15 protein-coding genes are annotated in these 22,453 nt (G+C 68.7%); 7 read left to right on the forward strand and 8 right to left on the reverse strand.

Annotated elements, in window-relative coordinates:
* Positions 1 to 392: 392 nt before the first annotated feature.
* A complete protein-coding gene (gene fxlM / locus NE235_RS16570; protein WP_308206091.1) occupies positions 393 to 1,649 on the forward strand; it encodes a methyltransferase, FxLD system in 1,257 nt (418 codons plus the stop codon).
* 59 nt (positions 1,650 to 1,708) lie between these two features.
* On the opposite strand, the gene NE235_RS16575 is transcribed toward fxlM, so the two are convergent.
* The 4 genes from NE235_RS16575 to NE235_RS16590 all read right to left on the reverse strand — a co-directional run bounded on the left by NE235_RS16575 (position 1,709) and on the right by NE235_RS16590 (position 6,497).
* The gene (locus NE235_RS16575) at positions 1,709 to 2,185 is read right to left on the reverse strand and encodes an NUDIX domain-containing protein (RefSeq protein WP_252803759.1); all 477 of its coding nucleotides are present in this window, start codon (positions 2,183 to 2,185) and stop codon (positions 1,709 to 1,711) included.
* A 551-nt stretch (positions 2,186 to 2,736) separates the two neighbouring features.
* The gene (locus NE235_RS16580; protein ID WP_252803761.1) at positions 2,737 to 3,978 is read right to left on the reverse strand and encodes an AMP-binding protein; all 1,242 of its coding nucleotides are present in this window, start codon (positions 3,976 to 3,978) and stop codon (positions 2,737 to 2,739) included.
* Entirely contained in the window at positions 3,971 to 4,648 is a 678-nt protein-coding gene (locus tag NE235_RS16585; protein WP_252803763.1) for an SDR family NAD(P)-dependent oxidoreductase, read from the reverse strand. The genes NE235_RS16580 and NE235_RS16585 overlap by 8 nt, the downstream gene beginning before the upstream one ends.
* Entirely contained in the window at positions 4,641 to 6,497 is a 1,857-nt protein-coding gene (locus NE235_RS16590; protein WP_252803765.1) for a hypothetical protein, read from the reverse strand. Before NE235_RS16590 ends, NE235_RS16585 begins: the two co-directional genes overlap by 8 nt.
* Positions 6,498 to 6,530: 33 nt before the next feature.
* Between NE235_RS16590 and NE235_RS16595 the strand changes: the two genes are divergently transcribed.
* From NE235_RS16595 to NE235_RS16610, 4 genes are all read left to right on the forward strand, one after another.
* Complete coding sequence (locus NE235_RS16595) at positions 6,531 to 7,919, forward strand: hypothetical protein (protein ID WP_252803767.1); 1,389 nt, start codon at positions 6,531 to 6,533, stop codon at positions 7,917 to 7,919.
* A 26-nt stretch (positions 7,920 to 7,945) separates the two neighbouring features.
* Positions 7,946 to 8,902 (forward strand): phosphotransferase family protein, encoded by a 957-nt coding sequence (locus tag NE235_RS16600; RefSeq protein ID WP_252803769.1) that lies wholly within the window; start codon positions 7,946 to 7,948, stop codon positions 8,900 to 8,902.
* Positions 8,903 to 9,091: 189 nt separating this feature from the next.
* The gene (locus NE235_RS16605; protein ID WP_252803772.1) at positions 9,092 to 9,379 is read left to right on the forward strand and encodes a helix-turn-helix domain-containing protein; all 288 of its coding nucleotides are present in this window, start codon (positions 9,092 to 9,094) and stop codon (positions 9,377 to 9,379) included.
* Between the two features lie 74 nt (positions 9,380 to 9,453).
* Positions 9,454 to 9,642 (forward strand): hypothetical protein, encoded by a 189-nt coding sequence (locus NE235_RS16610; protein WP_252803774.1) that lies wholly within the window; start codon positions 9,454 to 9,456, stop codon positions 9,640 to 9,642.
* Positions 9,643 to 10,096: 454 nt separating this feature from the next.
* Here NE235_RS16610 and NE235_RS16615 read toward each other — a convergent pair whose 3' ends face one another.
* The 4 genes from NE235_RS16615 to NE235_RS16630 form a co-directional block, all read right to left on the reverse strand.
* The gene (locus NE235_RS16615; RefSeq protein WP_252803775.1) at positions 10,097 to 12,667 is read right to left on the reverse strand and encodes a pPIWI_RE module domain-containing protein; all 2,571 of its coding nucleotides are present in this window, start codon (positions 12,665 to 12,667) and stop codon (positions 10,097 to 10,099) included.
* On the reverse strand, positions 12,668 to 16,012 hold the full coding sequence (locus NE235_RS16620) for a pPIWI_RE_Z domain-containing protein (RefSeq protein WP_252803777.1): 3,345 nt from the start codon (positions 16,010 to 16,012) through the stop codon (positions 12,668 to 12,670).
* On the reverse strand, positions 16,009 to 17,070 hold the full coding sequence (locus NE235_RS16625; protein WP_252803779.1) for a pPIWI_RE_Y domain-containing protein: 1,062 nt from the start codon (positions 17,068 to 17,070) through the stop codon (positions 16,009 to 16,011). The genes NE235_RS16620 and NE235_RS16625 overlap by 4 nt, the downstream gene beginning before the upstream one ends.
* A 201-nt stretch (positions 17,071 to 17,271) precedes the next feature.
* A complete protein-coding gene (locus NE235_RS16630) occupies positions 17,272 to 18,345 on the reverse strand; it encodes a ribonuclease HI (protein ID WP_252803781.1) in 1,074 nt (357 codons plus the stop codon).
* A 242-nt stretch (positions 18,346 to 18,587) separates the two neighbouring features.
* Here NE235_RS16630 and rmuC point away from each other — a divergent pair, with 242 nt between their 5' ends.
* On the forward strand, positions 18,588 to 20,252 hold the full coding sequence (rmuC, locus tag NE235_RS16635) for a DNA recombination protein RmuC (RefSeq protein WP_252803783.1): 1,665 nt from the start codon (positions 18,588 to 18,590) through the stop codon (positions 20,250 to 20,252).
* Positions 20,253 to 20,374: 122 nt separating this feature from the next.
* Positions 20,375 to 22,432: a hypothetical protein gene (locus NE235_RS16640; protein ID WP_252803785.1), complete on the forward strand. Its 2,058-nt coding sequence runs from the start codon at positions 20,375 to 20,377 to the stop codon at positions 22,430 to 22,432.
* Positions 22,433 to 22,453: the final 21 nt, after the last annotated feature.

A 22,453-nucleotide genomic window follows, 5' to 3' on the forward strand; every position in this document is an offset into this window, starting at 1 on the left:
ATCGCCGCGGCCCTCATCTGCTACCGCCGACTCACCAAATGAGACGACGTCTAAGCAGGCCACGTCTGCTCATGTCGCCGGCGCTCGGACTACGGGCGAGCCGGAGGTAGAGCCCTGCGCGCGGCGACTGCTGCCGCTCCTGCAGCTTCGAAGCGCTAACTCCCAGAATGTTCGCATCGGCGTGATCATCATCCGCCTCCCAGGGGGAACCGTGTCGGGCGGGGACACTACGCGGCGGGGCGCATGATCGGGTGGTCCGACACGTATCGGCCGCCACGGCCGCACCTGATCGACGATGCCGGCGGAATGGCCTCGCGCAGCCCACGACGGGTTCATGCGAACAGCGCGGTGCTGCCCCCGGTGGGCCGGTCCCTGCGATTAGGGTGACGCCGGTGACGACGACCGGCAGCCCTCGAATTCCCACCGCAAGCGCTGCGCGTGCTCTCCGCGACGCCATGACGGACCAGCTCCTCACGGACGGCAAGATCACCTCCCCGCGGGTGGAGTACGCCTTCCGTACGGTGCCGCGTGAGCAGTTCGTTCCGGCCGGCACGGCCCTGGAGGCCGCGTACGACGCCTATCAGGCGGTGGTGACCAAGACCGGTGAGAACGGGGCCGCGATCTCCTCGGTCAGTGCGCCGTTCATTCAGGCACGCATGATCGAGCAAGCCGCGCTCCAGCCGGGCATGAGGGTGCTTGAGGTGGGATCGGGCGGCTACAATGCCGCGCTCCTGGCCGAGGTGGTCGGCCCGGAGGGGCGCGTCGTCACGATCGACATCGACGCGGAAGTGGCCGACCGCGCCGGCACCCTGCTGGACGCCACCGGGTACGGCGGGCGGGTCACGGTGACGCTGGCCGACGCCGAGCAGGGAGCCCCCGAGTTCGCACCCTTCGACGCGGTCATCGTCACGGTCGGCGCCTGGGACATCGCCCCGGCCTGGCGGGAGCAGCTGACCGATGATGGGCGGCTCGTCGTACCGCTGCGGATGAACGGCATCACCCGTGTCATCGCTTTCCGCCGCGAGGCGGGTCACCTGGTGAGTACCTCTGCCGAGGTGGCGGGGTTCGTCGCGATGCAGGGCGCCGGCGCGCGTCACGAATCGGCGCTTCCGTTGACCGATGCTCAAGGTCGCCGCGTCGAGCTCCGTTTCGATGAGGGAGCACCGGAGAACCCGCACCAATTGGACGGTGTCCTGGCGACCGAGCCCGCAGAGGTGCGGTCCGGCGTCACGATCGACCGCGGCGTCTCGTTCGCCGACCTGCACCTGTGGTTCGCCTGCTTCCTGACCGGCTTCTGCTGGATCACGGCCGAGAAGGACGTGTTGGCTCTTGGCACCGGCCGATGGTTCCCCTTCGGGGCTGTACGCGACGACTCGCTCGCCTACCTCACCGTACGCCCGGCCGCCGGTGTCACCGGCTCGGAGTTCGGAGCACGCGCCTACGGCTGCCACGCAGAGGCCGCCGCAGCCGCGATGGTCGAGCAGATCCGGGCGTGGGACCGCCAGGCCCGGCGCGGGCCGGCCCCCACGTTCGCGTTTTGGCCGACCGGGAGCGACGAACTCGACCTGCCGGACGGTGTCGTGGTCATGGAGAAGATCCACGGACTGGTCGCGATCTCCTGGCCCGCTGCGGAGAAGCGGTCAACGTGATCAACTCCGAGGAGGTCTCCTCGCGCACGCGCACTGGCGTACTGAACGCCGTGGGGACGTTAGAAGCCGTCGGTGGACACCATCGGTCCGCCGTGGAGGTAGTTCATCAGTGCCTCGCGCGTCGTGCGTACGAACTGTGAGGGCACCTGCTCGACGGGGAACCACGTCACCTGCGAGTGCTTGTGCGGCTCGGCGTTCACCGGCTCGCCGGTCCAGGTGTTGGCGACGAAGACGACGGTCAAGAAGCCGTTGGGGGCCTCGACACCCCACGCGCCGTGGATGATTCCTGCGACCTTCAGCTCGGCCGGCTCCACGACCAGGCCGGTTTCCTCCTTCAGCTCGCGGGCGGCGGTCGTGGTGATGATCTCGCCTTTGTCGGCTTTGCCGACAGGCAAGTCCCAATGCCCGGCAGCGAACTTGGCGTCGGGTCCGCGCTGGATCAGCAGCACCCGGCCCGCTGCGGTGTCGTGCACGATGACGGCGGCGACGAGCAGGGTGTGGGAGTCGAGCGCCGGGGGCAGGGCGGTGTCGGTCACGGGATCGATCCTTTCAGATGGCTGCTTGCCGAATCCGGTGCTCCAAAAGGGCCGCGCCGGGAACACCACGGCGCCGGTAAACGGTGAGGGTGGGCCGGATGGACGCCCACGCGGTTCTGGTTCGGGCTGAGGCCATTCCCTCGGCCAGATCAAGCGCCCGGCTCCAGGCTGCTACGGCCTCGTCGGCGCGAGCTTGGGCGGAGAGACAGTCTCCGAGGTCCATGTGGGTGAGCAGGTGAACGCGCGGGAAGGCGACCGGATCCCAGGAGGTGAAGGCTGCTCGGTGCCGCGCTTCGGTGCCGGGCAGGTCTCCGATTTCGGTGAGCGTTCTGGCGGTGCGGGAGTCCACGGTCCCGGCGGCCGGTCCCATGAGCACTGAGTAGGTGGGCTGCGGTTCGCCATCTCGGCCCAGCGCGTCTACGGCGGCCAGCAGCGCGCGTGCGGTCGGGACTGAACCGATTTTCGATTCAGTCCCGACCGCATGCCATAACCAAATATGACCTTGGCTCCCGTTGCTGTGCGAGGTGGCTGTCGATGCCCCCGTAGGCCGGTCAGCGCGGCTGGTTTCGTGTGAGTTTGACCGAGTGCAGGAGGGGCGTCGGGCCCTGGCTGGTCACGAAGACGTCGTCGGGTGATATGCCCAGAGCATCGGCGGCGCGGCACTGGATCGCGGTGGTGTACTCGGCGCTGGCCTCGGCGAGCAGGCGGATTGTCGCCTGGCCGGTGTGATGGCGGACGAGCGCGCAGCGTCGACGCAGGAACGGCCCGAGGACGTCGAGGGTGTCCCGAGGCCACAGACCACCGATCTGCTCGTCGCCGATGCGGCCGAGCAGCCGCAGCCGGCCGCGATCATCGAGGCGGCCGAGGTCGGCTGTGCGCAGCCGCCCTCCGGGCACAGGCTCGGCAGGATCGAGAGGTATGCCGATGGCCGGGCTGGCGACCTCGACGACGGGTGCACCGCCATCGGTGTCGATGACGGTGCGCACGCTGGGCATCCCGACACCGACCGTTCCGACTGAGGCGATTCCGGCATCGGTGTCGAAGTGGGTGAGACTCGCGGTCTCGGTGAGGCCGTAGCCCTCGCGAAGGTCGACGCCGTGGTTGCGGTAGTCCATGACCGCGGTCGTGCTGAGCGGTGCACCGCCGGAGTCGACCAGGACGTGACGCGGCAGCGGGCCGGTCGCTTGAGCCTGGTCAAGGATGACGGGGTTGGCCAGGACGACGAGCCGATCCGCCGCACTCGCCAGCTGCTTGGCGTCGTGCAGGACCCGTGGGAGGGATCGGCTGAGGTGCAGGCGGGCGCCGAGCCGGGCGGCGAGGAGAACGCCGGCGACGAAGGTGAAGTTGTAGGCGGCCGGAAGCGCGGTGACGAGGATGCTGTCCTTGGTGACCTGGTAGATCTGCTCGTACCAGGCGGTGACCTGCTCCAGCTGCAGGCGGGTGAACCCGTAGCCACGCGGGGTCCCGGTGCTGCCGGAGGTGAACATCGCCACGTCCCAGCCGCTGCGGACATCCCCGCCGGTGTGCGCGTCGACGCGGCATCGCCGCTCGTCGATCCGTACGGCGATGCCGTCGGGCAGGGCGCCGGTCGGCGGGGCGGGGAGCAGGACGAGGCGATGGTCGGCCTGCAGCGCGGTCTGCGCGGCCGCGGCGATCCGGGCCTGGTCGGATCCGTGCATCAGGTAGGTGCCCGGAACGCGGGTCGGGCGAGTGAGGGGCAGGTGAGTCTCCTCGGCGATGGCCCGGGCGGGTGCCGGGTCGGTACCGCTGGTGGAGATCGTCCAGTCAGGCATGCCAGACCTCCTCAATGCGGGCGGCGTGCTTCTGGGTGACGAACTGGGTGATGGCCGCGACGGCCGCCGCCAGGGCTTCGTTCGGGCGTTGGTCGGCGGTCCGGGGTGGCGGTGGCGGGCCGGGGGCGGCCGCGCGCATCGGCACGCCGATGTCGGGGAGTCGTACGGTCAGCAGCGCGATCCCCGGCGCGGGCGCTTCGATCGCGGCGTGGCGGAAGGCTTCCTCGGCGGCGGCTTTGGCCGCGGCGTAGACGAGCGTGCCGGGTGCCGGGGCGCCGACCACGTCGCTGGAGACGAGCACGACGGGCAGTGGGCGCGGCAGCAGCCAGCTGGCGGCGCGCAGCAGTTGCAGGTGGGCCAGGCAGTTGATCTGCATGCACGCGCTGAACGCGTCCGAGGTGAGGTCGTCCAGGGTGGCGCGGGAGTCGACGCCGGCCGCGCACACCAGCGCGGTGATCGGGGACCCGTCGGCGAGGTGTTCGGCGGCCGCCCTGGTGGCGGCCGGGTCGGCCAGGTCGCAGGGCAGGAAGTCGTGTCCGGCGGGTAGCCGGGCCGGTCTGGCCCGGCCGACCGCGCACAGTCGGCCGGGCCAGACCGTGGCCAGTGCGGCGAGCAGTTGATCGCCGACCGTCCCGGTGCCGCCGGTGAGCACCAGCACATGGTCACTCATCGCAGAGCACCACGCGGCCGGTGGCGGCGTTGAAGTGCACGGTGACCAGCCGCAGTGGCAGGCCGAGCAGGCTCAGGAGCTGGCGGACGCGGCCCTGCTGGATCTCGTAGTAGTCCTCCAGGACGTTCAGGTGCGCGGTCACCGGCGCGGCCTGGTCGAGCACGTCGGCCACGAGCGCGGTGATGTGCGGGTCGGGTCGGTGCGGGTCGGTGATGTCGGCGTACCGCCGGTAGTACTCGCCGAGTTCGGCGACCTTTGCGTCGTGCGGCTGGTCACCGGACAGGATCTGCGCGGCCTGCTCGTGCACCCCGACCGTGAGGCCGTACCGCTCGGCGAAGTACTGGTCGAACCGTGCGGGGGCGGTGCGGTAGGTGAGCAGCGCGGTCTCGAAGAACACGCAGCCGGTGATCGGCGTACCGTCGATGTTCTCGAACAGCTCGCAGTGGCTGCCGTCGGGCAGCGGCAGGAACAGGTTGCCGCCGCGGCGGTCGAACCGGTTGCCGAGCTTGGAGTTCCGCAACCGCTGATAGAGCGCGACGACGATGGCGCGGATGATCGGTGAGGACTCACAGATCAGGTGCATCGGCGCGCCGCCGAACGTCTGCTGCAGGAACTGGCGGTAGGTGGTCGGGGCGAGCCGGACCAGGACGTGATCGTCGTCCATCATCGGTGTGAGCACCGGCGGCCGGGTCTGCCGGGCAGCGAGCAGTTCCATCAGCGCGGCGCCGATGGCCGCGCCGGTGTCCTGGTCGATGTCGAGGTCCCGGTCCAGGTGGATGTGGCCGGCCTCCATGCTGACCAGCTCCGGGCCGATGTAGTGGGACAGCAGGAGGCGGGCCTCCTCGGCCATGGCCTGATGCGTGACGGTGCCGATTTCCGGTGGCGCGGTCAGGGTCGCGGCCGTGGCGTTGCTGGTCTGGTCGGTCACGGTGGCGGCGGCGAACGCGTCCGCGGTGATCCGGTAGGCGCCCTCCCCCATCGGAACGACGGTGCTCTGGCCCGTCGTCAGGGTGGTGATGGTCGGGAGCTGCCGGGCGACGTGGCCGATGATGTCGTCGGTCTCGGGCCGGGTGCCGGGCTGGTAGGTCCAGGAGGCCGCGGTGACGCCGCACGGGTCGGCCTGGACCATCAGGAAGTCGACGCCTGTGGGCAGCTGCTGCTCGTGCGCGTGCGCCCACAGGGCGAGCGCAGCCTCGACCGGGGTCAGGTACTCCAGGAGCGCGGACAACTCATAGCGGAACTGCCGGCGCAGGCGGCGCCGGGCGCAGCGCACCGCCATCCAGTAGTCCGGGGTCGCCGGCGGCGCGGCGATGGTCACGTCGCCGGTGTCGGTCTCGGCGGCGGGGTCGGGCCGCAGCCACGGCGTCGGCAGCAGGCGGCCGCGCTGGGCCAGCCGGGCCCGGGTCACGATGACCAGCTCCGATAGGACCTTCAGTGAGTCCGGGAGCCGGTCCGAACCGCGTAGCCGGCGCAGCGCGTGCTCGTCGACGCCGGCCTGAAGGCCGAGCTGGCCGATGTCGACGATGCGGGAGAAGTGGACGAGCTCCTGCTGGATCTCGCTCGCCTCGCCGGAGATCGTGCCGGTGCCGTGTTCGAGGTAGGCCGCGGCCAGGTCGACCGGGTCGACGCTGCCGGCGTCGACACCGCCGAGGGCGGTGAGCAACTGGGCGGGCACGGCGCTGCCGTGCAGGGAGGCCAGGACGGCCAGCCGGCGCAGCAGCCGGTCGAGGGCGCCGGCCAGTGTGTCGGGCGACAGGTCGGCGGTGGTGGCGTGGTCGAGGGCGGAGAACGCCGCGAGCAGGTCCCGGCTGAGGCTGGTCTGATCGCGGTAAGTGCTGGTGAGGATCATGAGCGCTCCCTGACTCGGGGGTCTTGGGGGTCAGTGAAGAGCGCCGCGGGTCCGGGCGGAAGGTCGGAACGTATTGAAGGCAATGCAATCGGTGGGCATGCTGGCGGCATGGCGCGTCAGCGAAGCCGCCCCATCCAGAACCCCGCGTTACGAGCGGCGATCGACCAGGCCGGATGGACCCTGGCCGCCGCGGCCGAGGCCATCAACGCGGTCGGGGCCGAGAACGACATCCCCCTGACCTACGGTGCCGGTGCCATCGCGCACTGGATCGCCGGCGTGGTCCCGCGCGACGAGACGATCCCCATCACCGTGGAGGCATTCGCGCGGGCACTCGGCCGGCCACAACTGACGGCCGAGGATCTTGGCTGGGATGCCCCGGCGATGACCGACATTCGCGCGGACCCGTGGCAAGGTGACCCCGTGGCGTGGCTGATGCGGCTGGCAAGGAGTGACATGGACCGCCGAACTGCACTGGCCACCGGCCTCTACAGCCTGGCCGCCCTCACGATGCCGACCGGCCCGCACCGCATCCTGTCCCGCTCTGGGCCCGGTCGCCGCGCCGGCGCGGCCGACGTCGCCCGGATCCGCGCCACGACCAGGCACCTGGCTGATATGGATGACCTGTACGGCGGCGGCAACGCCCGCGCTGCCGTCGCCGGGTACCTCGCCGGCGAGATCGGCCCGCTGCTGCGCGGCACCACCGGCCGGGCCCGCCCGGACCTGTTCCGCGCCGCGTCCGAGCTGACCTATCTGGCCGGGTGGATGGCCGTCGACGCTGGCGCGAACGGCCTGGGCCAGGGGTACTACATCGAAGCCGTCCGCCTGGCCGAAGAAGCGAACGACCCGCTCCTGCGCGCCACCGCGCTGCGGTCCATGGCCATCCAGGCCATCGAGCTCGGTCACCCGCACCGGGCCGTCGACCTGGCCGAGGCCGCGGTGTCCGGGATCCGGCGCGGCTGCCCGACACGTACCCGCGCCTGGATCACCGGGGCGCATGCCGAGGCGCTGGCTGCCGCAGCCGACGGCCGCGACGCGCGCCAGATCCTCACCCGAGCCGAACGCGACCTCGAGCGCGCCGACTCCCTCCCCGAGGATGCCTGGTACGGCGGCTACCGCCGCGAATCCTTCGAGCACCAGACCGGCACCCTCCTGGCGAGCCTCGGCGACCTGCCCGAAGCCGAACGACACCTCGCCGCTTCCGTGAATACGCGCCGGCCGATCGAGCGCCGCACCCGCGCGCTGATCGCCGCGCGGCTCGCCCGCGTCCAGTACCGCCGCGGCCACCGGGACGCCGCCGCGCAGACCCTCGGACGGATCCGCACAGAGCTGACGACGGTCGCCTCGGCCCGCATCCGCCGCGAACTGGCTCCCCTCCCCCACGACCTGCTTCCGGACAGCCCTCACCGAAATCACCGGAGTTGATCACGCGGCGTGGTTACCATCGGCCCGTGACCACGCCCCAATCCGTACAGCCGGCCGCTACAGCCGTACGCCCACGCTGGGGGGAGTTGCCCGCCCCGCTCCGCGAGGGCCTGGCCGAGCTGCTCGGCGACATCACCACCGCCCACGTCCAGGGCGGCGGCTTCACACCCGGCCTAGCCGCCCGAATTCAACTCGCCGACGGCCGCCGCGTCTTTGCCAAGGGCATCCCCGCCGCGCACCCGCTCGCCGGGAAGTATCGCGACGAGGCCGCGGCCACCCGGGCGCTTCCGGCGGCCGCGCCCGCGCCCCGGCTCCACTGGGACGGCCAGATCGCCGACTGGGTCGTCCTCGTCCTGGACGACGTCGACGCCCGGCACGCCGACCTGTCACCCGGCTCCCCGGACGTTCCTGGGGTGGTGGTAACGATCGCCGGCCTGGCCGACGTCCTGACCCCCTGCCCCGTCGATGCACCCGCCGCCGAGATCGACCTCGCCGACTTCGTGCACGGCTGGGGAACCCTGGCGGCCACGCCGCCCCCCGACTTGGACGAGTGGACCCGGCGGCACCTGGACGACCTGGCCGCGCTCGAGACCGCCTGGCTCCCGCCGGCCGCCGGCGACACGCTGGTCCACGGCGACGTGAACGCCTCCAACCTTCTGCTCGACCCGGAGGGCAGGGTGTTCTTGATCGACTGGGCGCAACCGGCCCGCGGGGCTGCCTGGCTCGATGTCGTCGACCTCGTCCCTCACCTGATCCTGGCCGGGCACACGCCCGCCGCGGCCGAAGCCGCGCTCGCCGACGTACCGGCCTGGCGAGACACCGACCCGGCCATCATCACCAGCTACGCCGCGGCGTTCGCCGGCTACTGGGCCCGCAGCTCACGTCAGCCAGCGCCGCCGGGAGTTCCTCACCTGCGCAGCCACCAGGGACGAGCCGCTCGCGCGGCGATCGCCTGGACGGCGCACCGCACCACCTGGAGATAGGAGGGCGCCACGCAGGCCAAGCTGGACGAGCACAAGCAGCGCGCCGCCCGGCTGCGGGATCAGGTCCTGCCCGAGCTCGAGCAGTACGCTGCCAGCTGCCGTGCCGCGCAGTACACCGGCTGGAGCCGGGAGTCAGGCGGCCGTATCCGCTGGCCCGCCTCCGGCTACCTCGTCGCCCAGGAGCCGACCATGAGCAGCATCCCGCTCCTGCACACGCCCGACGAGGCCGCGGAGATACTCCGCTGCAAGCCGTCATGGCTCAAGGAGCAGGCACGGAAGCGCCGGATACCCTTCACTTTCATAGGCGGCGCGTACCGCTTCACCAACGCGCACCTCGAGCAAATCATCCGGCAGTTCGAGCAGCAGCCCGAGGACCTGGGCCCGGCCGCCGCGCCGCGCAGGAAGAAGACCGCCGAGGCGGCGACGACGGGCGTCGCTCAGCTCCGTGCTCGGCCGCCCAAACGGCGAGCCTCCTGACATGACGAACAGCCGTTGCGACTCGGCTAAGACCCCCTCGTGGAAGGCATCACCGCAGGTAGAGACCTTTTGCCGTGTTCGTCGACGGGGCTGGCCGCCGCCTAAAGGTCATCACGATCGACCGTGGCCACGGGCCCCGGCCGGTCATCCGCGCGACCTGGAACGGCTTTCTCCTCGGGTACGGCTACTACGCCCGGCTCGAAGACGCCCTCGCTCTGGTCAACTTCGAGACTTTCGTCGAACTCGTGACCATCCAGCCATAGTCGACCAGAACGCCGTCGGCAAGGTATGACCAGCTCAAGGTAGATCGTCTGCGGAAGCGTTGGGGTAGCGGGAGCTGGGCCGAGACGCTGGGGCAATAGACGTTCTTGGAGGGCGGATGAGCCTCACGACTCGTCCTGAGGTGCAGGCGGCCGTTGATGCGATGCCTCCGCTGCGGCCCGAGCAGATCGCCCGGCTCCGCCAAATCCTCTACGACTGGCCGGAGCGCATCGCAGAGAGTGTCGAGCGGCACCAGAGAGAACGGACTCGTGAGCTCCCGGCTGCTGACGCTGCGCGGCACCGCATGCACGGCATCAGCAGGCGACCTTAGGAACCCAGCTTCCGGGTCTTGGGCCGTTCCCACACGACCGGGATCGTCCGTTCCCAATGATCTGGCCGGCAATGTAGACCCACACGGGACCCACCCGTGACGCGACTGACTCATCCGCGTCAAGATCACGTCCCCGAGGACGAATCGGTGATCGTCGTCGGCAAGAGGTATTCCTCGATCTGTGCGGCGAGGTGCAGCGGCCACGGCAGGACGGTGCTGTTCCGCACGTACGGTGCCGCGTCGCGGAGGTCGTGTGCGAGCGCTGCCCAGTGTTCGGGCTTGTCGCCGCTACCCTCTTGGATCCCGGCCACGAGCAACTCGATGAACTGAGGGTTCCACACCTGTGCCTTCGGTTTTGGCGCGACAGGCTTGCCGTCGTGTTCGGCCGACACGATCTTGGATACGCCCTTGAGCGCGCCCGAGTGAGTGCTGGGCTTGCCGGTGGTGCTGCCATAGACGCGGGGGAGCAGGAATCGCCACAGCCCCTTGGGCTGGCCGGTGTCGTCACCGCTGACGCCGTAGCACTCCGGGGTTTCCCCGTCCTCCTCCGTACGGACGCGGATGTGGCGCAGGCCGGGCAGCTCGGCGATGGGCCGAGGGGCGCTGCCGCCGATTCGGAGGGTGTCGAGTTCGATGCGGTTGTTGGCGAGGCTGCCCCACACGCTGCGCAGATTCTGCGCGTGGGTAAGCAGGAGCGTGTCGGGGTAAGCGACGATGGCTTCGCCGAGTGCGTCTTCGATGAACCGGGCAACGTCGTCCGGACCGCAGTTCAGGTCGGCGTGGACGTAGCGCTTCCCGATCTCGATGAGGCCGGTGTGAAGGGGTTGCCATGACACCTCTGGCGCCCGGACCTGAACATACTGGCCGGTCGGGTCGATGAGTATGGCGACGGGTACCTGTCGGGTGACGCCCCAGATGCGCTTCTTGTTCTGGCGGATCATCCACAGGGCCAGCAGCGCCGGCTGTCGCACGAGCGTGTCGCGGGCCGGTGCCGGCAGCGGTGCCGGGCGCACGCCAAGCTGTCGGAATAGGTCGTCAACGGCGGCGGCGAAGCGCTCCCGGTTTGGGTCGGACGGCGGCTTGCCCTCGCGTACCCGCGCGGGGCGGTTGGGATCGGCGACCGGTGTGACGAACTGGCTGAGCCGTCCGCTGCACGCCAGCCCATGCCGGATGGCGAACTTCGGGTCGTCGGCGCGGCGCTGGCCTTGGTAGGCGTCCGGGTGGGCGATCTCGACGAGGGCGACGGTCGGGTGCGGGGCGTTGCCGAGAGTCTGGGTGATGTGGTCGACGCGGTCCTCAACCGCGGCCTGCAGTCTGCGTCCGTTGCGGTCCAGGTCGGCACGGATCGTGGGTGTTTCCAGCCGGCGGATTCCGACGGTGAGGGGGCCGAGGTCGATGAGGGACTCGTGCTCGTCGAGCTGCTCAGCGCGTGGCAACGTGGCTCCGAGCCGGGTGGCAAGGCGGTCGAGAGCGTACTGGGTTGCGCGGTCAGTGTCGGTGAGCAGTTCCACGGTGAGCCGGGGGCCGACGACCTTCCCGAGGTATCCCGCCGGGATGGTGCCTTCGCTGATCCCACTGAGGCCCTTGTAGATGGTGGTTTTCTCGCGCGGCAGCGCTGGGGCCGGGTGCAGGTGCGGAGCCAGCTCACTGATGACCCACTTCATCAACGGTTCGCGATCGGCGATGGACAGTCCGGCGCTGACCTTCTCCGACGAGAGCATGCCGGTGCTGTAGACGAGCGCGGCGGCGTCGCCGTGGCGTTGCAGGTATTCCAGGGGCTTGTCGGTGAGTTGCTGCGGGTCAGGGAGGCGGCTGAGGCAGCCGATCTGGTCGAGTACGCCTGCGAGGCTGTCGTCCCATCGGGGCAGGTAGCTGGTCTTGCCTTCGCTGTCGGTCACCTTGGTCAGCTTGATCTTGGCGATTCCGAAGTGCCGGGAGTTCTGCAGCCCGGTCAGATAGGGCACGGTGGGTGCCAGGTAGACCGAGTGGCCATGGTCGAAGGCCAATTTGCCGCGCACCGGCATCCAGCGTCGTACGCCGAACGAGAGGTAGATGAGTAGTTCGTTGCTTGTCGGCAGGGTCTGTGCGGTGATCCCGATCTTCACTGAGAAGGGTGTCTGGTCCTCAACACGCTCCGGTGGCCAGGACATGATCTCGGCGCCGTCGTCGCTGGGGCATCGCAGGAACCGCAGGCTGTTGTGGGGACACTGCGCGTTGGGCCGGGACAGCGTTGCGGCGATCTCCATCGGCAACAGGCGCATGGCGTGAGCGCGCTGATCCGTTGCGGCCAAGTTGAGGCGAACGGGTGTCCAGATGAGGTCGGAGGCGTGCAGTTGGGACAGCGTTGAGGAGATTTGTTCCGGTGCGCCCTTCTGTGCACGTACCCATGCGGTGACCACGTTGAAGATGGCTGCCGGGTTGACATCCCGGTAGGCGAGGAGCCAGTCCTGGTCGTCGTCGCTGCGGCCGGCGTAGGTCAGGGTGACGACGCAGTCGGGGACCAGAGCGGTGATGGCGTTGTTGAGTGAGGCGATCGGGATGCTGGCGACATCGCCGCCGCGCCGTGCCTTCGCGAGTCGGCGCAGCGGCTCCTTCCACCGGCCAGGGAAGCGCATGAGGTAGTAATCGCGTTCGATGGGGGCGGCGGGGTTGAGGCGTAGGGCGGTTACGGCCAGTTCGTCGTATCGGGGGGCCATTCAGCGATCTCCCATGGTGGTCAGGGCCTGGAACAGCGGCTGGTAGAGCGCCTGAACCAGATGACGGTCAGGGTCGGTATTAGTGGGGTCGAAGTAAGGAGTGAGCACGTCGCGCATGCCGTACAGCAGACTGGTGCTCGCGTCGTCGAGGTCGGCGTCGGTCTCACTGCGGCGGGCGGTGAGCGGCGCGAAGGCGGCGTCGCAGAAGTAGACCTTCGCGGCCTGGCCGCCGCGCAGCAGCCGGCCGACGACCTGCCAGATCGTCACCAACTGGGTCCAGGCGACGCGGTTACGTTCATCGTCGCCGAGCTGGCTGTAGGCGACGAGGGCGTGCAGCAACCGCCGCCACTGGCGCTGTGCTGCGCGTCGCCGTTGGTTACCCGCAGTAAGCAGGCGTTCGTGTGTCGGACAGTCGTCGATCGCACGTGGCCGCAGCTGTTGGAGGGCGTACTGGTTGATGCGCTGCGTGACGTAGCTGAGGTCTTTCGGTCGCGGGTGGGGGCGCACGAGGAAGAATGCGGCACCGATGGCGGCGATCCCCGCGGTGTTAAGGATGTTGTGCCCACGCTCTACGGCAAGGATCGGTGCGACCAGCAGCCACGCCTCGTCAGTGCCGAAGTCCGCAATGTCACCGCGGCGCAGCAGGTGAGAGCCGTCCCAGCCGGTCTCCTGCTCGTCGTCGCCAACGAGGCAGCGGATCTGTCCCTTCCAGGAGGACTTCTGTCGTAGGAGTTCATCGGTAACGGTGCGGGCTTCGGCGTAGCTGCCGACCAGCAGCATGATCTTCTGGCGGCCGGGTGGCAGGTAGGCGCGCTCACGTTCGAGTCGGTTCGGGCGGCCCGGGCCGGCGCCTGGCCGGGTCAGGGCCTTGACCATTCGCCGTAGTGCGTCGCTGCGTTCGCTGCCGTAGCGGCCTGAGACCCAGATGGGTGTACTCCGCTCGCCTTCGTGTTGGATATCCAGCGTGAACGTCGTCTCGGCGATAGCAGCGAGCTTTTCTGGCGATGGGCACAGAATCGCGCCGACAGGGACGTCTATGTGGTAGCGAGGTGAGGTGCCCGCCCAACTGGTGCCAGACAACAGCAACACGTTGGGGCCTGGGCCGTCGGCGGGGAACAGGTCCGGTAGCCCGACGAGCAGGGCGCGGCCTACGCCGGTGTAGCGGAAGAAGCGGAATTCGCCCAGCTGTCCGTCGCGCCGACCGGGCTCGTCCTCGATGTACTGGAACCCGAGCACGTTGCCCATCGGGGATTCCGGGACCGTGACCGCGAGGTCGCTCGGCGGTCTGCGTACCTCCGTTGGCAGCGTGTCGAACATGTCCAACTCGGCTGCGACCTCCGGCCAGATGGCGAGCATCAGGTTCAGCCGGTGCGCCATCACGGCCACTGCGATGGCCAGCTCGAGCCGCCAGACGGTGCGGTCGAGATCGGCGGGCGCGATCTTCCTTCCTTCGACCAGCTCCTGGTCGTTCAGGTCGGTAAGCCACTGCCGAACGTCCTCCTCACGCGCCTCTTCCTCGGTGTCGGAGAGGTGCGTCTCCGCCAGCGCGGCCAGTCCTCCGGCAACATCGCCGGACGCACCGGTTGGATCGTCGACGAAGGCGTCGAACTGCGCACGCAGTAGCAGGTAGAGCGGATCCTCATCCCAGCCTGAAGGAGGCCTGCGTCCACTGGGCCCGGTGTACCCGGCCCAGTCTTTGGCCAGGCTGTCGAACAGCGCCCACGCGGTGAAGTAGTCGGGATCGAGCCAGGTCAGGACCGGCCTGCCGGGCCGGACCCGGTCACGCTGCAGCAGCTGGTAGATGATGTCAGCGGCAGTACGGGCATGGTTGAGCGCCAGGATGAACCGGCGGATCTGCCGCGAGCTGACCGGAGCGCGGCCGACGGCCCGGAGCTTGGCCTGTACCCGAGCCCCGATCTCGTCGATCCACGCTTCCTCGCTCGGGCCGAGCAGCACCTGCGCGCTGGCGAACATCTCATCGAGGTTCGCTTGTACCTGATCGGCTTCATCGACCAGAACCAGGTCGCTGCGGCGCCACGCCGCCTCCAAGTACCGCATCTGATCGTGGCTCAGCGGCGACGGTACCGGGGTGTGCACCAGGCTCCAGGGAGTCGCGATCCACACGTTGGCCTGCACGAGCTGACGCGCAGCCTCGTGCCGCTGGCAGCGATGCCATAGCGGACACGTGCGCCGTGGCCTATCCCGCCATCCGTCCGCTGGGGCGTCCGGGTCGGCTTCGATCAGGTGCTGGCAGGGTGCCTCACGAACCTCCAACGGGCTGGCGGCCTCGCGGAGCGCGTCGAGCGGACACGCCGTGCTGACCAGGTCGAATCCGTAGGGCTTGATAGGCAGGAGCCGGCCCGGCGGCGGTGGCTGAAGCCGGTGCAGTCGCTCCGTGTGCCGGGTGCGGTTCCGTCCCATGATCGGAGCGGCGAGCACGCCGTCGTACCAAGACAGCTCGTGCGCCATGCGCAGCGCCGCCGAATTGTCGCCTACCACAATGGTGACGCGACGTTTGTGCTGCGCTGCCCAGGTAGCCAGGACCTTCACCAAGGTGCTCTTGCCGACACTGACCAAACCGACCAGATGCAGCATCTGGTCGATGCGAAGAACGGCCGCGTCTTTGAAGGTGTCGTCCGCCATCCGCACCTGCAGCGTGACGTCCATCAGGCGCTCTTCCCAGCGCTGTGGACTGCGCTCGGCCTTCCAGTCGGCCTCATCCATACCCGCCGCGGTCTTCACCAGCTCCGGCCAGGGGACCTCGATCAGCTCTCGGGGCCGCACCGCCAAGTCGTGCAAGGTAGGGGCTGGCGCGGCAGGAAGGTCGTCGGGCACCGTCACCCCGATGCCTCGCGCTGTGGAGCTCATCCTGTACGTGCCGGGCGTGGCGAGTCGTACGGCAGTAGAAGCGAACGGCAGCGGGTCGGTGAGCAACTGTTCGTACCATTCCCACCGTTCGGCCGCGACACGGCACTGCCGACGGCGCAACGGTCGACCAATCGGGTCCAGGCAGTAACCACGAACCTCCTCGGGGACCGACAGGTAGGCTCGTAGCACCCCGTCCCATCCGTAGGGACGCTGCGTACGCCACAGCAGGGCCCGCGCGTTCGCGAGCCGGACCGATGCGTCCGGCGGCGGGTTCGGCACGGCGTCCCAGAGCGCGCGATAACCGTCGAGCAACGCGGGCACGCCTCTGGCCGCCTGGCCGTCGGCGACGGTCTCCGACAGGTAGAGGCACAGCTCCGTGTCCATGAGCCGGCCCGGCGCAGGCTGTTGCCCAGTCGGGGTGTAGTGGCCCTCAAGCGCGCGGGTGAACCAATCCCGTGCCGTCTTGATCTGCCTCATGCCCTCGCCTCCGCCTCTTTGCGGACTGCGCGGAGGAACTCCGCCTCGGATACCGCCACCACCCGTTGGCCCGGCCGCACCTGCGGACACGCCTTGCGCAACCGTGCGACATACCGCGGGTGCGCCTTCACCTGCTCCCGTCCGATGACGATGAATGCCTTCTCCGCTCCCTCAGGGACGGTGAACAACCGTTCCCGAAGCCGGCGGGCCAGCCGCACCGGGTTACGCCACGCTTTGATGTCGACCACCCAGGGGCGCTCCTCGAAGGCAGAAAGATCGCAGGCGTCGAAGTCGGGCCACAGCGCGACCGGTACGCCCATCGCCGCCACCAAGTCGGCGATGCGAAGCTCGGCACGGCCCGGCGCGGTCACAAAGGTGCGCAGCTCACGCCGCAACCACCAGGCGCCTTCACTGGCGGGATAGTCGGTGCCGGGGCTTCCAGGCGCCGGGCACGACTCGTCGCCGCAGACCCAAGCGCGGCCATCGTCCAGCGGCAACCGCAACCCGTTGCACCCGCTGCAGGTGCGCACCACGCCATCGGCCACAGCCTCCGGCGGTACGGGTTCGTAAGCTTGCCGGACCTCGTCGGCCAGCAGCGCCAAATCCGATGTGCCCAACCGCGTATCGAGTTCGAGTGCGCTGATCGCCGGCTGCCTGATCAAGAGCTCACGGAAGGCGACGTAGGAGTGGGGCGCGTCTGCCGCCCGTGCCTTATCCATGACTGCGCGCATCAACGTGTTCTCGCGGATCTCGCCCTCGACATCACCGCGGAGACTGCCCAACTCCTCGCAGGTCCGCGTGGGACGGCCGTAGGCAAGCAGGGATTCGTCCGGATCCACGTCAGCATCAGGGAGGGAGATCTTCCAGGCTCCGAAGGCATTTCCGGCGAGGTGGAGCAGCTCGACCACGCTCGCCGGTGCCGGCGCGCCCTGATGCCAGGCGAGCAGGGTGAGCCGGTTAAGCGCCATCTGCAGATTCGCCGGGTACGGCAGGCGGAAATTCTCGTTCGAGGTGGCTCGCTGCGCGTAATCCACGATCCCGCTGGCCAGCTGCGCCACCGTGATCTGCTGATCAGGAAGCCAGCGCGGAAGGGGTGATGAATCAGTCAAAATGACCTCTCGTTGCCGATGGCGACGATTCCCTAGAATCGCATAACTGGAGGTTTAGCGTGGGTCTTACTGGCGAAGATTTACCGTCGCCCAAAAGTGACGATTATGGATTTTCCTAATTTGGCGGGAAGTGGTCTCGGGGGGTGGCTTTCATGCTGCTCGACCAATGGGAGTTGAGGTAGCGAGCCGAGTGAACCGACTGCGGATCTCGGCGAGTTCGCCGGCGATGGCGTGTGAGCTGACGCCGTTTGCTTCCCGGATGGCCAGGGCGGCCAAGCGGTCGGCTGCCTCATTGAGGATGTGGCCGTGATGACCCTTGACCCAGGCGACCTTGATCCGGTCGCGCTGAGCGTAAGCCTGGCGCATCCACGGCAAGGGGTGTCGGCTGCGACGCTGAACCTCGTAGACGCCGTGTTCCAGCACCCGGTTGATCAGGTCGACGCACCCTTGGTTGTCGGAGAGGATGAGCAGGTCGCGGTCGGCGAGTTCCGGAGCGACCGCGGCGCGGCAGATCGCGATCATCTCGGCCTGGTGGATCTCAGCGGTGACGGTCAACCCGAAGCCGACCTCACCGGTCTCGGCGATCCAGCCGTATCCGCAGGCTTCGCCGCCCCGACCGGAGGCGTCTGTGGCGACGACCAGCCGCCCTTCGGAGTCGAACGATCCCTGATAGCCGTGGATCAATTCGTGGCGGACTTCGGTGGCGCACGTGTGATGGGCCTCCACGGTCAGCGCCTCGACGTACTCACGCAGCCGGGAGTCGAACTCTGCCACGCACTCGTTCGCGACCCGTTGACGAAGGATCAGTGCATCGAGCTCCCCGTGGATGGTCCGCAACCGGGTGGTCATCGCCGGCGTGCGCAGTTCCGCGTGGGCGGCGAGGCGAGCTTCCAGGCGGGCGACGTCTGCGTGAGTGTCGTGAACGGCACGGGCGAGGTGGATAACCCACCGTTCGACGACAGCGTCGTCGGCAAGATGGGGATTGGGTGCGATGAACGCGTCGCGGTAAACCTCGTATGCGAAGTTCTCGGAGTAAAGGCCGTCTAGCTCCGCTACTGGTCCGGTCAGCGAATCATCGATCCAACCGTGGCGCACCGCCCACCGCCATTTCCCTTGCTTCGGGATGGTCGTGCTCAGATTTGTGAAGCCGCGACGATGCATCACGGTCTCGATTAGGTGGCCTTCGGTATCGGACCAGCACACCTCACTGTGGATCTTGTTCATGGCGCCTCCGCAGCTCGCAGGGGACGTGGGTTGGTTTGGACAGTAGCGACATCGCACGCTCTGCTCGCATATCTCAACCGATAACTGGGGTTATCGGCCGAGTGACGACTGGATGGCGCTGATCCGTCTTATCGTCACCGTTGCCGTACCGGCCCAGCCTCGCGAGGGCCCCGGATCACGGCGACCGCATCTTCCCCAATCGGCCTTATATCGGCCGGCGCGGCTTCCCGGAGGTATCGACCATGAACACGCTGACTTTGATGGCTGTTGCCCTACTTTCCGGCCTTACCTTTGGCGGTCTCGGCTACCTGATCGCCCGAACCCGTCTCGGCGCTGAACACCGACGGTTCGAGGCTGACCTGAAGGTCGCCGAGGAGCGATACCGCCAGGCCGGCCAGCAGATCGAACAGCTGCGCGCCGAGCACGAAGAGGTGAAGACGCGTGCGGATCGACTGGAGCAGCTGCAGACCGCACAGGCCACCGAGCGTCGCGCCCTGGACGAACGGCTTGGACGGCTCGACACAGAGCTGGCGGCCGTGCGGGAACGAGAGCGCGGCGCCCACGCAGAGGCCGAACGGTTGCGCATCGGCGTGACGAACAAGCAGAACGAGAATGAGGCTCTCGTCCGGGATCTGCGAGCCCGCGAGCAAGAGATCGCGGAACTGCGCGCGCTCGACGGGCGGTATCGCCAGGAGGTCGCGGAGTACAAGAAACAGCTGGCTGGTCTTGAAGCGCAGCAGCAGGCGCTGCGCGAGCAGGCGGTCGCCCTTGATGCGGCCCGTAAGGAGCTTGATCAGTCCCGGGAGGACAACAACCGGCTGCAGGCCGAAAGCTTCCGTGCCTTGGCGACGGAGATCCTGGAAAAGTCGCAGGATAAGCTCGTCACCGCCGCCGACGGAAAGCTCAGCGCGACGAGCACTGCGGTACGCGAGCGGTTGGAACAGCTGGACCAGTACCTACGGCAGTTCGACCAGCAGCGCACGTCGGCGGATACCGACCTCAAGCACCAGATCACCCGGTTGGCCGAGGATTACGCCGAGGGCCGGCAGCAGACACGTGCCCTGGTGGAGGCACTTCGCAAGCCACAGGTCCGCGGCGCCTGGGGCGAGATGCACCTGCAGCGAGCGGCCGAGCTCGCCGGGATGCACGAGCACTGCGACTTCACCACGCAGGTCCAGGTCGACGGGGACGAGGGCCGACTCCGTCCGGACATGGTGGTCCACCTAGCGGGCGGCAAGCATGTGGTCGTCGACGCGAAGGTCTCCCTGGCGGCGTTCCTGGCCGCCACCGAGGCGACCGACAACGCCGAGCGGGAGCGGTACTGGGCCGAGCATGCAAAGCAGCTCCGCAAGCACGTCGACACGCTGGCGGGCAAGGAGTACTTCCGTAAGGTCGCTGGAAGCCCGGAGTTCGTGGTGATGTACCTGCCGGGCGAGGCCCTCTTGCAGCCGGCCGTCGAGAAGGATCCGCAGCTGCTGGAGTACGCCGTGAGCAAGCGTGTCTTCATCGCCGGGCCGACCACCCTTATCACGATGCTGCGCACCATCGCCTTCGCTTGGACCCAGGCCGCGCTGCAGGACAACATGCGCCAGGTCTACGAGCTGGGCCGGGAGCTGTACGAGCGGATCGGGAAACTCGGTGAGCACCTGGCCTCCCTCGGCGCGAGCATCGATCGTTCGGTGACCGCCTACAACCGGGCAGTCGGTTCGCTGGAGAGCCGCGTGCTGGTGACGGCCCGCAAGTTCCGTGCGCTCGAGATCGTCGAGGGCGCCCTCGAATCCCCGAAACCGACGGAACAAGCGGTACGCCGACTGGGCGCCGCCGAATTGGTGGCATCCGCCGAAGCCGCGCAAACGGTTCGCGCACTCCCCGAATCGACTACAGACGAAACCACTGAGATCGCCTGACAAAGGGGGTTATCAGTCGAATCGATACCCGAAAGCGGCTGTGAGCTTTAGAGTCTGATGCCCGGTCTACGAGAGGAGGTGCTGAGATGACCGATCCTTACAGAAGTGCACAACTGATGTCGATGACCGAAATCGCGGAACTCGCGAACGTTCGCCGACCGGTCGTCAGCACCTGGCGTAGGCGGCACGACACTTTTCCGCAGCCGGTGGCCGGTGACCAGGCCCATCCCCTTTTCGACGCCAAGGAGATCGCCGCCTGGCTGATCGAGACCGGGCGAGCGGACGCCCGCAGGATCGAAGGCGACCTGCAGACCTACACGCTCGCCCGGCTCGGCGCCCAGATGCCACCCCGGACACTGATCGCCGCGCTCACCGCGCTCATCTGCCTGCGCCACCTCACCGACGACGAGCTTCTCGACGATGGAACACCCGCGCTGATCACCCGACTCCGCCGGCGCGCCCAGGAGGCCGATCCGGAGGACCGTCTCCTGCTGGCCGAGATCACCGAACTGCGCGCCTCCTGGCTGCCTCGCATCGCGGACGAGCTGATCGAGGCCGCGTGGAACACCCAGAACGCCTTCGAACGCGTGATGGAGGTCCGGGACCGCCTCGGCGCGACGGAACTGTCCGTCGACCGGATCGACCCCGCACTGTCCGCCCTCGCCGCGGCACTCGCCGATCCCGCAGGCCAGGCCGATCGTGACGGCATCGCCCGGATCGCCGACCCCACCGCCGGACCCGGTGACCTCCTCCTCGCCGTGGCCGACTCGCTCCGCGAAGACCAGGACGTACGGCTCACCGCCTGCTGCCCCGATCCCTACCTGGCCCGGCTGACCCGCCGCCGCCTGACCGTTCGCAGCGTTGCCAGCGACTTCGAAGTCCGCGCCGACGCGAGCGGCTCCCTGGAGGACGCCAACGTCATCGTCACGCAGCAGCCGTACCGCCCCAGTGAGGACCGCACCGCTGAACAGACACTCGGGGCACTGAACGACCTGTCCCTCCAGCTCACCACCGGTGCGACCGCCGTGGTCGTGGCTTCCGCCGACGCCATCGGCAGGCTCGACCCAACGAGCGAAGCCGCCGTCCTCCGTAAAGAACTCCTGATGTCCGGATTCATCAAGGCGATCGTCCGGCTGCCGGGCGGGTTAATGCCCTACCGCCCCGGCTATGAGGTGGCCCTCTGGGTGATGAGCGCGGACTACAGCTCACCCCTGCGCGGCCGCATCCTGCTCGCGGACGTATCAGACCGCACGCTGACCCGGCCGGTGATCGACGCGCTGGCCACCGACGTGCTCACCTGGCGGCAGGAGGGTTTCGACCCGAACGCGCGCAGCCGCGTCCACGCGATCGCCGCGCCGGTCGCCGCCCTGGTGAACACGCCGGGTCCGCTGTCCCCCCGCTACCTGCCGACCGAACGCGAGCCCCACCAGGACATCCCCGAACGGGTGGCTCGTGCCATGGAGCTGGAACGCGTGCTGAGCGACGTACGGCCCGAACGGCCCGCCCTGCGCAGCGACCTCGCCGTTCGCGTCCACCCGGCGCCACCCCGAACCGCCACGATCGCCGAGCTCACCCGCGGCGGCCGTGCCCGCACCAACCGACTCTCCCTGCGCAACGGCACCAGGATCGCGGCCGAGCTCATCCGGTCCAGCAACGATCCGAACTGGAAATCGCTCTCCTACCCGGTCCTCGGCGCCCCGGAACTGCTCGAACGCTCGACTCCCGGCAACCGGCGCATCGACCGGATCGCCTTCGAAACCACGTACCCCAAGGCACAGCGGAGCCTGCCCGGCGACCTGATCATCACCACCGTTCCCCAGCCGGCCGTACTGGTCGATCACGACGGCTACTCGGCGGTCGAGTTCCCCGCACGCATCCTCCGCATCACCGAGCGGGGCGCCGAGTACTTCACCCCCCGTGTTCTGGGCGCCCTGCTCACCCGAACCGGCCGAGTCGACGGCGCGATCCGCCCCGTTCAGCGCCTCGACGAGCTGCGCCTGCCCCTGCTGCCACCCGGCGAGCTGGCGCATTTCGACCGGCTGCTGGCCGAGCTGGAGAAACGACGCCGCCAGGCGACGGACGAGCTGAACGCCATCCGCGAACTGCTCAGCATCGCGGCGACCGGCCTGTCCGACGGAACCCTGACCTTCGCCGGCAACCGAAGAACAACAACTCAATAGACAAACGGAGAACCAATGCCC

The sequence above is a fragment of the Actinoallomurus spadix genome, from assembly GCF_024055725.1.
GTDB lineage: Bacteria > Actinomycetota > Actinomycetes > Streptosporangiales > Streptosporangiaceae > Actinoallomurus > Actinoallomurus spadix.

Excerpts from the sequence above, each read along its gene's own strand:
- NE235_RS16580 (WP_252803761.1), bottom strand. The coding sequence starts at position 3,978 with ATGCCTGACTGGACGATCTCCACCAGCGGTACCGACCCGGCACCCGCC.
- NE235_RS16585 (WP_252803763.1), bottom strand. The coding sequence starts at position 4,648 with ATGAGTGACCATGTGCTGGTGCTCACCGGCGGCACCGGGACGGTCGGC.
- NE235_RS16590 (WP_252803765.1), bottom strand. The coding sequence starts at position 6,497 with ATGATCCTCACCAGCACTTACCGCGATCAGACCAGCCTCAGCCGGGAC.
- NE235_RS16605 (WP_252803772.1), top strand. The coding sequence starts at position 9,092 with ATGAGCAGCATCCCGCTCCTGCACACGCCCGACGAGGCCGCGGAGATA.
- NE235_RS16640 (WP_252803785.1), top strand. The coding sequence starts at position 20,375 with ATGACCGAAATCGCGGAACTCGCGAACGTTCGCCGACCGGTCGTCAGC.
- NE235_RS16615 (WP_252803775.1), bottom strand. The coding sequence starts at position 12,667 with ATGGCCCCCCGATACGACGAACTGGCCGTAACCGCCCTACGCCTCAAC.
- NE235_RS16620 (WP_252803777.1), bottom strand. The coding sequence starts at position 16,012 with ATGAGGCAGATCAAGACGGCACGGGATTGGTTCACCCGCGCGCTTGAG.
- NE235_RS16630 (WP_252803781.1), bottom strand. The coding sequence starts at position 18,345 with ATGAACAAGATCCACAGTGAGGTGTGCTGGTCCGATACCGAAGGCCAC.
- rmuC (WP_252803783.1), top strand. The coding sequence starts at position 18,588 with ATGAACACGCTGACTTTGATGGCTGTTGCCCTACTTTCCGGCCTTACC.